The following is a 13,996-nucleotide window of genomic DNA, read 5'->3' as shown; positions in this document are numbered from 1 at the left end:
AGGATCTCCACCATGAGCACCGCACCGAAACAGACAGCGCGCGCACAGGCCATCACGGTCGATGCGCTCGCGCCCAACGAGTTCTCCGACCTCCTGCAGCGCGAGTTCAAGCCCAAGACCGAGCAGGCGCGCGAAGCCGTGCAGAACGCCGTCAAGACGCTCGCCGTGCAGGCGCTGGAGAGCACGGTCACCATCTCCAACGATGCCTATCGCACTGTTCAGGGCATCATCACCGAGATCGACCGCAAGCTCTCCGAGCAGATCAACCAGATCCTGCACCACGAGGACTTCCAGCAACTCGAAGGCGCATGGCGCGGCCTGCACTATCTCGTGAACAACACCGAGACCGACGAGCAACTGAAGATCCGCGTGATGTGCGCCTCCAAGCGCGAAGTGGCGCGCTCGCTCAAGCGCCACAAGGGCATCGGCTGGGACCAGAGCCCGCTGTTCAAGAAGGTCTACGAGGCCGAGTACGGCCAGTTCGGCGGCGAGCCTTTCGGCGCGCTGATCGGCGACTTCCACTTCGACCACAGCCCGCCCGACGTGGAGATGCTCGGCGAGATGGCCAAGATCGCCGCGGCCGCGCACTGCCCCTTCATCGCGGGCGCATCGCCCACGGTGATGCAGATGGATTCGTGGCAGGAGCTGTCGAACCCGCGCGACCTCACCAAGATCTTCCAGAACACCGAGCACACCGCGTGGCGCAGCTTGCGCGAATCGGAAGACGCGCGCTACATCGGCCTGGCCATGCCGCGCTTCCTCGCGCGCCTGCCGTACGGCGCGCGCACCAACCCGGTGGACGAATTCGAGTTCGAGGAAGAAACCGATTCGGCCGCGCACACCCGCTACACCTGGGCCAACTCGGCCTATGCGATGGGCGTGAACATCAATCGCTCGTTCAAGCAGTACGGCTGGTGCACCTCGATTCGCGGCGTGGAGTCGGGCGGCGCGGTGGAGAACCTGCCCACCCACACCTTCCCGACCGACGATGGCGGCGTGGACATGAAGTGCCCGACCGAGATCGCCATCAGCGACCGGCGCGAGGCCGAGCTCGCCAAGAACGGCTTCATGCCGCTGGTGCACCGCAAGAACTCCGACTTCGCGGCCTTCATCGGCGCGCAGTCGCTGCAGCAGCCGGCCGAGTACTACGACGCCGATGCCACGGCCAACGCGAACCTCGCGGCGCGCCTGCCGTACCTCTTTGCGTGCTGCCGTTTCGCGCACTATCTCAAGTGCATCGTGCGGGACAAGATCGGCTCGTTCCGCGAGCGCGAGGACATGGAGCGCTGGCTCAACGACTGGATCATGAACTACGTGGACGGCAGCCCCGGCACGTCGTCCCAGGACACGAAGGCAATGAAGCCGCTGGCGGCGGCGGAGGTCCAGGTGGAAGCCATCGAGGACAACCCCGGCTACTACGCCGCCAAGTTTTTTCTCCGGCCGCACTATCAGCTCGAAGGGCTGACGGTTTCCTTGCGGCTGGTTTCGAAGCTGCCGTCCAACAAGAAGGACAGCAGCTAAATCAACGGTGCTCCACGAGGGCGCAAATAACTTTGGGGGTTACTCATGGCAGTAGACATGTTCATGCGCGTTGAGGGCGCGAACGGCGAATCCAAGGACTCGAACCACAAGGACTGGAGCGATATCAAGTCGTTCGCGTGGGGTGCGACGCAGCCTGGAAACATGGTCAGCGGCGGTGGCGGCGGTGTGGGCAAGGCGAGTTTCAACGACCTGCAGGTGCTCGCGCGCATCGACAAGGCGGCGCCTTCCATCATGAAGAACTGCGCGAGCGGCAAGCACCTGAGCAAGGTCGAGGTGTCGGTGTGCAAGGCCGGCGGCACGCAGATCGAGTACTCGCGCGTCACGCTGGAGGAAGTGCTGGTCACCTCGGTGCAGTACACGGCCGAGCAGGGCGGCGACGCGGTGCTCGTGCAGTTCGCGTTCCAGGCGGCCAAGGTCAAGCAGCAGTACTGGGAACAGACCGACAAGGGCGGCAAGGGCGCCGAGACCGTGCTGGCCTGGAACCTCAAGGAAAACAAGGAAGCCTGAGTCTTCCGTTGCAGTCATGCCGCGGGCAGGCCGCGCGAGCAACTCGCGCGCCGATGCAAAGAAGGCCCGCCTTCCGGCCGAGGATCGATCACAACCGCACGACCCGCGCGACCCGCGCGTCGTGTGCGAGTCAGTCAATGAGGAAGCTTCATGGGCGATGGGTTTGCAGTGCTGGGCGAGCGCTCCGTGGCCGAGCACACCGAATGGGTACAGCGGCAGATCCGCGCGAGTCCCCAGAACGCCAGCCTGCGCCTCGCCTTGTGCCATTTCCTCGCGCTGCGCGGCGACTGGCAACGGGCTGAAGACCAGCTCAAGCTCGCCGCGAAGATCGATCCCTCGTTCGCGCCGGCCAGCGCCACCTGCGCGATGGCGCTGGCGGCCGAGCGGCATCGCACCGATTTCTGGAGTGGGAATGGCGGCCGCGCGCCGGCCGTCGTTGCCGGCCAGGCCGGCTGGGTCGACGGGCTGATCGCCGCCGCGGCATTGCCGCCCGAGCAGGCCGACCAAGCGGCTGCCTTGCGCGAAGCAGCGCGGCAGGACGCGCCCGCATCGCCAGGCACGCTGAGCGTGGTCGACCGTTCCGATTCGCGCGCCGTCGAAGCCATCGACGGCGAACCGGTCGAGACCGCCGATTTCGCCTGGCTCTGCGACGGCGACGTGCGCATCGGCGCCGTGCTCGAACTCCTCACGCCTTCGGGCTATGCGTGGCTGCCGCTGCATGCGGTGCGGCGCCTGAAGTTCAAACGCCCGCAGCACCTGGTCGACCTCTTGTGGGCGCCGGCCGAGATCGTGCTGCAGGACGGCCGCGGCCTCAACGGCCTGGTGCCGGTGCGCTATCCCGGCAAGCTCGACGGGCTCGACGACGAAACCACGCTGGGCCGCCGCACCGACTGGCTGCCGCTCGCGGGCGAAGAGCAGTACGCGGGCGTCGGCCAGCGCACGCTCATCAGCGAGGCCGGCGACCATTCGCTGCTCGATGTGCGGCTCGTCGAATTCGACGCGGCAACCGCGGAGGACGCCGCACCGTGAGCACCCTGCTGCCCACGAGCCGCGTGCCCATGGAGGCCGACGGCGATCCGCAGGAAAGCGTCGCGCGCGACCGCCTGCAGCCCGTGCTGTTGGACCGCCTGACCGACAAGCAGCCGCAAAGCCGCCAGGAGCGCGCGGGCAGCTTCCTCATGAGCGGCAAGCTCCTGCGCGACTCGGTGCTGCGTGACCTGCAGTGGCTGCTCAACACCACCAACTTCGGCGCGGACCACGACATCAACGCCATGCCGCGCGCGCGGCGCTCGGTCGTGAACTACGGCGTGCGCGGCTGGGCCGGCGGACGCATGTCGGAGGTGGACTTCGCGGACGTCGAGGCGGCCATCCGCGCCTCGATCATCGACTTCGAGCCGCGCATCATGAAGGACAGCATCGACGTGCGCTGCGTGACCGATGCGACCGACCTGGAACACCACAACCTGCTCGCGCTGGAGATCCGCGGCACGCTGTGGTCGGTGCCTTACCCGATCGAATTCATCCTGCGCTCGGAGCTCGACCTGGAAAGCGGCCACATGATCCTGCGGCCCACGGGGGGCCTCTGATGGACGCAAGGCTTCTCGACTACTACAACCGCGAGCTCACCTACATGCACGAGCTCGGGGCCGAGTTCGCGCAGCGCTATCCGAAGATCGCGGGGCGCCTGGGCATGCGCGGCATCGAGGTCAGCGACCCGTACGTGGAGCGCCTGCTCGAAGGCTTCAGCTTTCTCACCGCGCGCATCCAGCTCAAGATGGACGCGGAGTTCCCGCGCTTCTCGCAGCGCCTCTTGGAAGTGGTGTACCCCAACTTCCTCGCGCCGCTGCCCGCGATGGCGGTGGTGCAGATCGACGGCAACCTCAACGAAGGGTCGCTGAAGGCAGGCTACGAGCTGCCGCGCCACACCATCCTGCGCGGCCGCATGATCAAGGGCGATCAGACGGCCTGCGAGTTCCGAACCGGCCATGCCGTCACGCTGTGGCCCATCCGCATCGCCGAGGCCAGCATCGGCCCGGTGCCCGCGGAGATCGGGCATGCGATGCCGATGGTGGCGCGCCAGGCCAAGAGCGCGATCACCATCAAGCTCGAAGCGGTGGGCGGTGCGCGCTTTTCCGAGATGCCGCTCGACAGGCTCGAGTTCTTTCTCTCGGGCGCCGAGCTGCACGCGCTGCGCGTGCTCGAACTGGTGGCGCACCACAGCGTGGGCACCGTGTGCCGCAGCGGCCCGGGCGCCCAAGGCGGGTCCTCGCGCATCGTGCCGCTGGGCGACGAGGCGATCCGCCACGAAGGGTTCGACCCCGATCAGTCGCTGCTGCCCTACGACGCGCGTTCGTTCCAGGGCTACCGGCTGCTGCACGAGTACTTCGCGTTTCCCGACCGCTACCTCTTCTTCAGCGTGAAGAACCTGCGCGCCGCGGTCTCGGCCATGAGCGGCAGCACGATGGAAATCGTGATCCTGCTGGACCGCGCCGACGGCGACCTGGAGCGGCTGGTCGATGCCAAGCATTTCTCGCTCTTCTGCACGCCCATCATCAACCTCGTGCCGCGCAGGAGCGACCGCATTCCGGTCGGCCCCGGCCAGCACGAGCACCACGCGGTGATCGACCGCACGCGGCCGCGCGACTTCGAGATCTTCACCGTCGAGCGCGTCACCGGCCACATGGCCAACGGCTCGGAGGAGCGGGAGTTCCGCCCCTTCCTCGGCTCGTTCGCGACCGACGACGGCGATTTCGGCGCGTACTTCTCGCTGCGCCGCGAGCCGCGCCTGGTGTCCGACCGCGCCCGCGCGCAGGGCACGCGCACCAGCTACACCGGCAGCGAGGTGTATGTGTCGCTGGTGGACCAGCACGACGCACCGTTTCCGCACAGCCTGCGGCACATCACGCTCGATGCGCTGTGCACCAACCGCGACCTGCCGCTGTTGCTGCCCACGGGGCTCGAATCGGATTTCACGCTGCGCATCTCGGCGCCCGTGCGCGCGATCCGCATCCTGCGCGGCCCGTCGCGGCCGTACCCCGCGCTCGCGGAAGGCGCGCTCACCTGGCGGCTCATCAGCCACCTGGGCCTCAATTACCTGAGCCTCACCGACGTCGATGCCGCGCAGGGCGCCGCCGCGCTGCGCGAGATGCTCGACCTGTACGGCAACCTCGCCGACCCCGCGGTGCGCCGCCAGATCCAGGGCGTGCGCTCGATGGCGCTCGCGCCGGTGTTCCGCCGCCTGCCCGAGCCGGGGCCGATCGTCTTCGGGCGCGGCGTGGAGGTGGCGCTCAAGATCGACGAGGTCGCCTTCTCCGGCGCGAGCCCTTATCTTTTCGGCGCGGTGCTGGAGCAGTTCTTCAGCCGCCACGTGTCGCTCAACGCCTTCACCGAGTTCGCGCTCTCCAGCCTGCAGCGCGGCGAAATCGCGCGCTGGACCCCACGGGTCGGGCGCCGCCCCGCCGTATGAGCGCAGCCGGCTTCTCGGGCGGAATGCCGCACGCCGAGCAGGCGGAGGGCGAGGAGGTGTTCGAGTTGCCTTCGGCCGATGAAACCGCTCGCCACGAGATGACGGAGATCGCGACGACGCCCCGCCGCGATGCGCTGCTGGCGGACCCCGCGCTCTGGGCCGGCCTGGTCGATCAGCCCTTCGAGCACGACCTCTTCATGCTGCTGCGCCGGCTCGATGCGCAAGGCGATCACCCGTTGCTGGGCCGCGCACCGCGCCCCTCGGACGAGCCGCTGCGCCTCGGGCAGGAGCCCTCGATGGCCTTCGCGCCGTCGAACGTGTCGGGCGTTGATGTCGATGGCGACGGGCCGCCGCGCATCTCGATCTACGGCTTCGGTTTGTTCGGCCCCAACGGCCCGCTGCCGCTGCACCTGACCGAGTACGCGCGCGAACGCAAGCGCCACCACAACGACCACACGCTCAGCGCCTTCGCCGACCTGTTCCATCACCGGCTCATCCTGCTGTTCTACCGCGCGTGGGCCGACGCGCAATCGGTCAACAGCCTGGACCGCCCCGACGGCCACCGCTTCGTCGACTACGTGGCGAGCCTCATGAACATGGGGCAGCCGGGCCTGAAGGCGCGCGACCGCATCGCCGACCATGCGCGCACCTTCATGGCGGGCCACCTCGTGCGCCAGACGCGCAACCCCGAGGGGCTGATCCAGATCCTGCGCCTGTACTTCGACGTGCCCGTGCGCGTCGAGGAATTCGTGAGCGACTGGGTAATGATCGACGAGCGGCAGGTGAGCACGCTCGGCCTCTTCGGGCGCAACCATCGCCTGGGCGGCGGCGCCACCATCGGTCTGGCGGTACGCGATGCGCAGAGCAAGTTTCGCCTCGAGCTCGGGCCGCTGTCGCAGCAGCAGTTCCGCGAATTCTTGCCGGGCAGCCGCAGGTTGCAGCAGGTGGTCGACTGGGTGCGGCAGTACGTCGGCATCGAGTTCGCCTGGGAGCTGCGCCTCGTTCTGAAGAAAGAAGAGGCGCGCGGCATGCAACTGGGCGGCGACCAGCGCCTGGGCTGGGGCAGCTGGGTCGGCACGCGCCTGGCGAACACCGACGCCGGTGACATGCTGTTCGCGCCCGAGGCGCTGTATCCACGCAACGCATCGGCGGCCGACGGGCCTGCCGAGTCCGCATCTTCCATGGCCCTATGACCGACATCCGCCGCGTCTCTCTTTTCTCCAAGCTCAATCCGATGCTCTACAAGGCATTGGAGACCGCCACCGCCTTCGCCAAGCTGCGCGGCAATGCGTACGTCGAGCTCGTGCACTGGCTGCACCAGATCCTGCAGCTGCAGGACAGCGACATGCTGCGCATCGTCAAGCGCGCGGGGCTCAACCTCGATGCGGTGGAGCAAGACCTCGTGCGCGCGCTCGACCGCCTGCCGCACGGCGCGACGTCGATCAGCGACATCTCCGAGCACGTGGACAACGCCGTCGAGCGCGCATGGGTGTATGCGAGCCTGCGTTTCGAGGCCACGTCGATCCGCGGCGCGTACCTGCTCGCCGGCATCATCAAGACGCCGGGGCTGCGCCAGGTGCTCTCGGGCATCTCGCGCGAGTTCGACAAGATCGTGCCCGACGTGCTGGTGGCGCAGCTCGCCGCGTGGACCGAAGGTTCGCCCGAAGACGACTACGACGCCGCGCCAGGCACGGGCACGGGCGGCGGCGCGCCCGCGGTGCAGCACCAGGGCGATGGCGCCCCGGCCGGCGGCTCGGCGCTCGCCAAGTACGCGAGCGACCTCACCGCCAAGGCGCGCGCCGGCGAGCTCGATCCGGTGTATGGCCGCGACGACGAGATCCGCCAGATCATCGACATCCTCATGCGCCGCCGGCAGAACAACCCGCTGCTCACCGGCGAGGCCGGCGTGGGCAAGACCGCAGTGGTCGAGGGGCTCGCTTCGCGCCTCGCTTCGGGCGACGTGCCACCCTCGCTCAAGGACGTGTCGCTGTGGGTGCTCGACCCCACGCTGCTGCAGGCCGGTGCGGGCGTGAAGGGCGAGTTCGAGCAGCGGCTGCGCCAGGTGATCGACGAGGTGGAGAAGAGCCCCAAGCCCATCGTGCTGTTCGTCGATGAGGTGCACACGCTGGTCGGCGCGGGCGGCACCGCCGGCACCGGCGACGCGGCCAACCTGCTCAAGCCAGCGCTCGCGCGCGGCCGGCTGCGCACCATCGGCGCGACCACCTGGTCGGAGTACAAGAAGTACATCGAGAAAGACCCGGCGCTCACGCGGCGCTTCCAGACCATCCAGGTGCATGAGCCCACCGAGCCCAAGGCGGTGATCATGCTGCGCGGCATTTCGGCGGAGCTGGAGAAGCACCACGGCGTGCTCATCCTCGATGCCGCGCTCGAGGCGGCCGTGAGCCTCTCGCACCGCTACATTCCCGCGCGGCAGTTGCCCGACAAGGCGGTGAGCCTGCTCGACACAGCCTGCGCGCGGGTCGCGTTGAGCCAGCATGCGTTGCCGGCCGCGCTGGAAGACTTGCAACGGCGCATCGAGGTGCTGGGCATCGAATCGGGCATCGCGGGGCGCGAGGCGGCGATCGGCGTGGGCGAGCACCAGCGTGTCGAAGACATCGCGGCCCAAGTGGCGGCGGCGCAGGCCGAACTCGACCTGCTGGAGCAGCGGCGCCTGGAAGAGGCTGCGCTGGTCGAGCGCATCGTGGCGCTGCGCAAGTTGCTGTCGCCCGCTGCGGTGCCGGTGCAGGCCGAAGCCGAAGAAGAGACAGAAGAAGAACGCGCCGACATCGAGCCCTCCGAGCCCGAGCGAACGCCCGAGGAAATCCGCGCCGAGCTCGACGAGGCGCAGGACAAGCTCGTGCAGCTGCAAGGCGAATCGCCGCTCATCCTCGCGGCCGTCGATGCGCAGGCCATCGCCACCGTCGTGGCCGACTGGACCGGCATTCCCATCGGCCGGATGGTGCGCGACGATGCGCAGTCGGTGCTGCGCCTGGGCGAGATTCTCTCGGCGCGCGTGGTCGCGCAACCCGATGCGCTGGAGACCATCTCGCGGCGCATCCGCACCGCGCGCGCGCGGCTGGACAACCCCAACAAGCCCGTGGGCGTGTTCCTCCTGTGCGGCCCTTCGGGCGTCGGCAAGACCGAGACCGCGCTGGCGCTGTCGGAGGCGTTGTACGGTGGCGAGCAGAACCTCGTGACCATCAACATGAGCGAGTTCCAGGAGTCGCACACCGTCTCCACGCTGAAGGGCGCGCCGCCCGGCTACGTGGGTTATGGCGAAGGCGGCGTGCTCACCGAAGCCGTGCGCCGCCGGCCCTACAGCGTAGTGCTGCTCGACGAAATCGAGAAGGCGCACACCGACGTGCACGAGATCTTCTTCCAGGTGTTCGACAAGGGCTGGATGGAAGACGGCGAAGGCCGCCACATCGACTTTCGCAACACCGTGATCATCATGACCTCCAACGTCGGCACCGACCTGGTCATGCAGCTGTGCGAAGACCCGACCCTGCGCCCCGACCCCGAGCCGCTCGCCGCCGCGCTGCGCGAGCCGCTGCTCAAGGTGTTCGCGCCCGCGCTGCTCGGGCGGCTGGTTGTAGTGCCTTATTACCCGTTGCAGGCCGATGCGTTGCATCGCATCATCCGTCTTCAACTCGACCGCATTGCCGCGCGCCTCGCGGCGAACCATGGCATTGCCCTGGACTACAACGACAGCGCCGTGGAGCTCGTGGCGCGCCGCTGTACCGCCATCGAGTCGGGCGGCCGGATGATCGATGCGATCCTCACGCACACCATCCTGCCGCGGTTGAGCGAGGAAGTCATCGGCGCCACGGTCAGTGCGCGCAAGCTCGCAGCCGTGCAACTGAGCGCGGCGGGCGACGATTTTCACTACGAATTTTCGGAACGCTAGTTCGAGAAAGGGAGTAAGTCATGGCCAGAGTCGTCAAAGCCCATACGCCGCTTGCAGAGGACCAGTTGCTGTTTCGCTCGATGCATGGAACCGAGGGGCTGTCGCAGCTGTTCGAGTTCGAGGTGGACCTCTTGAGCCCGAGCGCCTCCATCGACCTGAAGGCCGTGCTGGGCAAGCCGCTGGCGCTGGAGATCCAGACGGCGGGCGCGCCGCGATTCCTCAACGGGCAGATCGTGCGCTTCTCGATGATCGGGCGCGAAGGCGGCACCTCGCGCCACACCGTCTATCGCGCGACCGTGAGGCCGTGGCTCTGGTATCTCACGCGAACCAGCGACAACAAGATCTTCCAGAACAAGTCGGTGGTCGATGTGCTGGACAGCGTGTTCGGCGACTACGGCTTCGCGTTCGAGAAGAAGCTCAACGGTTCTTACCGGCAGTGGGAATACTGCGTGCAGTACCAGGAGACGGACTTCGCCTTCGTGAGCCGGCTCATGGAGCTGGAAGGCATCTACTACTACTTCAAGCACGACAAGAGCAAGCACACGCTGGTGCTCACCGACGACATCGGCGCGCACGAGCCGATGCCCGACTACGAGACGATCAACTACTTCGCGGCCGATCGCGACGTGACCGAAGACACCGAGGTCATCGATCGCTGGGAGGTCGTCGAGGAGATCCGCTCGGGCGGCTACGTGGTGGACGATTTCGATTTCACCAAGCCCAAGGCCGACCTGAGCAACGTGCGCAACCAGCCGCTGTCGAACGACCACGCCGACTACGAGATGTACGAATGGCTCGGCGATTTCACCGACCCGGGACAGGGCGAGCACTACGCGCGCGTGCGGCTCGAGGAGACGCAGTCCATGGCCCAGCGCAGCGCGGGCCACGCCACCGTGCGCGGCATGGCGCCGGGCTACCGCTTCACGATGCAGAACTCGCCGCGGAGCGACGACAACCGCGAGTACCTTGTCGTGGGCGTGTCGTACGCGCTGCGCGAAGGCGGCTACGCCACCGGCGCGGCCTCCAGCGACTACGGCTTCAGCTTCGTGGTCCAGCCCGCCTCGGTGCCGTTTCGCGCGCCGCGCCTGGCGACCATGCCGCGCACCAGCGGCCCGCAGACCGCCACCGTGGTCGGCCCGCCCGGCGAGGAAATCTGGACCGACCAGTACGGCCGGGTCAAGGTGCAGTTCCACTGGGACCGCTACGGGCAGCGCAACGAAAACAGCTCGCGCTTCGTGCGCGTGTCGCACGTCATCGCGGGCGACGGCTTCGGCGCGGTCTTCACGCCGCGCATCGGGCAGGAGGTGGTGGTCGATTTCATCTCGGGCCGCCCCGACCGGCCGATCATCGTGGGCCGCGTCTACAACGCCGACCAGATGCCGCCCTTCAGCCTGCCGGGCGAGGCGAGCAAGAGCGGCTTCGTCACGCGCTCCACGCCGGGCGGCTCGCCGGCCACGGCGAACTCGCTGGTCTTCGAGGACAAGATGGGCTCGGAGTTCGTGGCGCTGCATGCCGAGCGCGAGCTCAATGTCTCGGTGGAGGCCGACGAGACGCACGACACCGGGGGGTCGAGAACGACCACCATCGAGGGGCCTGACGTCCTGACCGACAACACCCTGCGCGACGCGACCGTCAACGGGCCCGACACGCTGCTGGTCAACGGCGCGCAGATGGTCACCATCAACGGCCCCGAGACCTTCCTGGTCAACGGCATCGAGACCGCGACGATCAACGGCCCGCGCATCGACACCGTGACCGGCGGCGAGCTCAACACCGTGCTGGTCCAGCGCACGACCAACATCGTGGGTCCCGACACGGTGGACGTTGCCGGCGGGCCGCGCACCGAGAACATCCACGGCGCCCAGACCACGACCATCGACGCCCATTACAAGGAGTTCTCGGCCAGCAAGGACGTGACCGTGAACGCGGCCGAAACCTATTACGTGGGCGCCGGCAGCACGCGCACCGTGGTGGGCACCGAGGAGATCCAGGCCAGCGACCAGATGAACCTGCTCTCCAGCGGCAGCACCGCCATCACGGCCGCCGACAACATCGACATCACCGCCAAGAAGGTGACCATCAAGGGAACCGACGAGATCGTGCAGGACACGCCCAAGCTCACGCGCCTGGGCGCCAGCTTCTTCGATTTCCGCAGTTCGGTCTATGCGTTCCAGTGGTTCAGCGGCTCGACCAGCGCGCTCGCGATGTTCAACAACGGCGTGACGATGTCCAACGCGCTGGTGAAGATCGACTATTGCGCGTTCAACCTGAAGAACATCCCCGTGAAGATGGAGTTCTGCGACTACCTGTCGTACTGGACCGGTCTGGCCATGGAGGGTGCGGGCCTGAAGGTCGAATGGTAAGTACGCCCGCGATGCCATCGTTTGCGCGCTGCTTCGTCGCGCTGCTGTTGTTCGGCGGCGGCGCGCTGCTGTGGTATCTGGCCGAGACGCGGCACAACGAGCTGCTTTTCGTGCTGGGCGCGTTCGCGCTGTGCCTGGGCTTCGTGGCCGCGGCCTTCGGCGGCATGATTTCCAGCGTGGTTTCTTCGGCGCGTGCCACGCGCTTCGAGGGCATCCGCACGACGGGCCGCGTGGTGTCGTCGCGCTCGACCGGCGTCTTCGTCAACAACCATCCGATGCTCAGCATCACCATCGCCTTCCAGACGCGGGAGGGCGCGCGGCACGAGTCCGTCGCGCGCTGCGTGGTGCCGTTGCACCAGCTCGCGCGGGTCGAACCCGGGCGGGATGTGGTGCTCAAGTACAACCCGGCCGACCTCGCGCAGATCGCGCTGCTCGAAGTGGTCCGGCCCGAGGCGCGCAGCACAGCGCACTGATCCAGCGATGCGCACCGTCAAGCCATTTCGCCTGGGCTCGCTGACGCGGCCCTACAAGCACCGCGGGCAGTGCCGGCTGGGCATTGCGACGCTGGCGATGGTCTCGATGGAGGAGGCCAGCCAGCGGCTGCTGCCCGAGTCCGCGCTCTGGAAGCTGTTCGCGCAGGCAGCCGGCCCCTCGGTGATGCTGGACGCCGCCATTCCCAAGCTCGGCGGTGAGTTCCTGGTCTCGGGCATGGCGTTTCCGCGCGAGGGCTCGCAGCGCACGCAGTCGGCCGTCTCGGTGAACCTCGGGGGCAGGGAAAAGCGGCTGGGCATCTTCGGCGACCGCTACTGGATGTCGGGCAGCGCGAGCCGTCCGCTGCCTTTCGACGCGATGCCCATCGATGCGGCGCACGCCTTCGGCGGCGCGGCGGACGCGCGCAATCCGCTGGGCAAGGGGCTCGACGCGGTGCAGGTGAACGGCCTGCGCCTGGTGCCGCTGCCCAACATCGAAACGCCGGGCCGGCAGGTCGCGAAACCGGGCGATCGGCCGGAGCCGGCCGGCTTCGGGCCAGTCGACATCCTGGACCCTTCGCGCGCCCGGCGCGCCGGCACCTACGACGACCGCTGGCGCGAGTTCGACTTTCCGGGGTTCGCAGAGGACACCGACTGGCACTACTTCAACATGGCACCCGCCGATCAGTGGCTCGACGCTTTGGCCGCCGATGCGCCGTTCGAGCTGGTCGGCCTGCACCCGACCAGGCCGGTCATCCAGGGCCGCCTGCCCGGCCTGAACGCGCGCTGCTTCGTGCGCCGCGGCGGCAGCCAGGCGCTCGAAGAAGTGGCGATGCGGCTGACCACCGTGTGGTTCATCCCGCATGCCGAACGGATGATCCTGGTCTATCACGGTGCCGCCGACGTGGCCTACGACGACGCCGGCGACGTGACCGACCTGATGCACGCGATCGAGCGCAGCGACGCACCGCGCACGGCCGCCCACTATGCCGAGGTCCTGCGTCTTCGCATCGCGCCGCGCACCGGCGGCCTGGCGATGCTCAGGGAGTCGGACCTGGTGCCCGCGGGCACGTACGTGGACGAACCCGAGTGGGGTCTGTCCGCCAATCCGAAGCGCTCGCCCCAGCTGGAGGAAGCGAGGCGGCGCCATGCAACGGAGATGGCGCAGCTCGATGAGAAGCTGGGCTCCTACAAGGCCGACCCCGATACGCCCGCGTCCGCGCGCCAGCCACCCCGCCTGCCGGAAAGCTTCGACCAGCTGCACGACTTCTACATGGCGCACAAGGCGGATGCGGAACTCGGGCCGGACGGCGCGAAGAGCTCGCTGATCAAGCGCTCGCGCGAGCTGCGCGATGCGCTGTCCAAGGTCAAGCAGGCCGGCCATGTGCCGGGGCCGCGTCTGCAAGGCGGCCCGCCGAGCGTCGATCCGCCGCCGCCCGAGGCGCGGGCGCTCTATGCCGGCAGCCGGCCCGCGCCCGACATGCAGTCGCTCGCGATGAGCGGCTATCTGCAGACGGCTCACCTGCGCGCGGCGGCGCCGCGCGAGGCGAATGCCCGGCGCGCGCAGGTGCTGGAGGCGATCCGCACCGGCAGTTCGTTGGCCAATGCGGACCTGACGGGCGCGGACCTGTCCCAACTGACGCTCACCGACATCGACTTCGAAGGCGCCCAGCTCGAAGGCGCCGACTTCAGCGGCGCGACGCTCGAGGGTTGCCGTTTCAAGAACGCCGTGCTCTCTCGG

10 protein-coding genes are annotated in these 13,996 nt (G+C 68.1%); all 10 read left to right on the top strand.

Annotated features, from left to right (window positions below; translation table 11 throughout):
* Window positions 1-12: 12 nt before the first annotated feature.
* Window positions 13-1,521: a type VI secretion system contractile sheath large subunit gene (tssC, locus tag JC881_RS29855; protein ID WP_198789407.1), complete on the top strand. Its 1,509-nt coding sequence runs from the start codon at window positions 13-15 to the stop codon at window positions 1,519-1,521.
* A gap of 45 nt (window positions 1,522-1,566) precedes the next feature.
* Complete coding sequence (locus tag JC881_RS29850; RefSeq protein WP_198789406.1) at window positions 1,567-2,049, top strand: Hcp family type VI secretion system effector; 483 nt, start codon at window positions 1,567-1,569, stop codon at window positions 2,047-2,049.
* A 150-nt stretch (window positions 2,050-2,199) separates the two neighbouring features.
* Window positions 2,200-3,078 (top strand): type VI secretion system accessory protein TagJ, encoded by an 879-nt coding sequence (locus JC881_RS29845; protein WP_198789405.1) that lies wholly within the window; start codon window positions 2,200-2,202, stop codon window positions 3,076-3,078.
* Between the two features lie 29 nt (window positions 3,079-3,107).
* Window positions 3,108-3,635: a type VI secretion system baseplate subunit TssE gene (tssE, locus tag JC881_RS29840; RefSeq protein ID WP_198789454.1), complete on the top strand. Its 528-nt coding sequence runs from the start codon at window positions 3,108-3,110 to the stop codon at window positions 3,633-3,635.
* Entirely contained in the window at window positions 3,635-5,515 is a 1,881-nt protein-coding gene (gene tssF / locus JC881_RS29835) for a type VI secretion system baseplate subunit TssF (RefSeq protein ID WP_198789404.1), read from the top strand. The genes tssE and tssF overlap by 1 nt, the downstream gene beginning before the upstream one ends.
* A gap of 98 nt (window positions 5,516-5,613) precedes the next feature.
* Window positions 5,614-6,708, top strand: coding sequence for a type VI secretion system baseplate subunit TssG (gene tssG, locus JC881_RS29830; RefSeq protein WP_443083381.1), 1,095 nt, complete (start codon window positions 5,614-5,616; stop codon window positions 6,706-6,708).
* A complete protein-coding gene (tssH, locus tag JC881_RS29825; protein ID WP_198789402.1) occupies window positions 6,705-9,422 on the top strand; it encodes a type VI secretion system ATPase TssH in 2,718 nt (905 codons plus the stop codon). The genes tssG and tssH overlap by 4 nt, the downstream gene beginning before the upstream one ends.
* Before the next feature lie 20 nt (window positions 9,423-9,442).
* On the top strand, window positions 9,443-11,785 hold the full coding sequence (locus JC881_RS29820) for a type VI secretion system Vgr family protein (RefSeq protein ID WP_198789401.1): 2,343 nt from the start codon (window positions 9,443-9,445) through the stop codon (window positions 11,783-11,785).
* The gene (locus tag JC881_RS29815) at window positions 11,779-12,258 is read left to right on the top strand and encodes a DUF3592 domain-containing protein (protein ID WP_198789400.1); all 480 of its coding nucleotides are present in this window, start codon (window positions 11,779-11,781) and stop codon (window positions 12,256-12,258) included. The genes JC881_RS29820 and JC881_RS29815 overlap by 7 nt, the downstream gene beginning before the upstream one ends.
* 7 nt (window positions 12,259-12,265) lie before the next feature.
* Window positions 12,266-13,996, top strand: a 1,731-nt coding sequence (locus JC881_RS29810) for a DUF2169 family type VI secretion system accessory protein (protein ID WP_198789399.1), incomplete at its 3' end; no start/stop codon positions are given.

Source organism: Variovorax sp. IB41, from assembly GCF_016405905.1.
Taxonomy (GTDB): domain Bacteria; phylum Pseudomonadota; class Gammaproteobacteria; order Burkholderiales; family Burkholderiaceae_C; genus Variovorax.
Note: the sequence above shows the minus strand (reverse complement) of the source record. Positions and strands in the feature narration are given on the sequence as shown.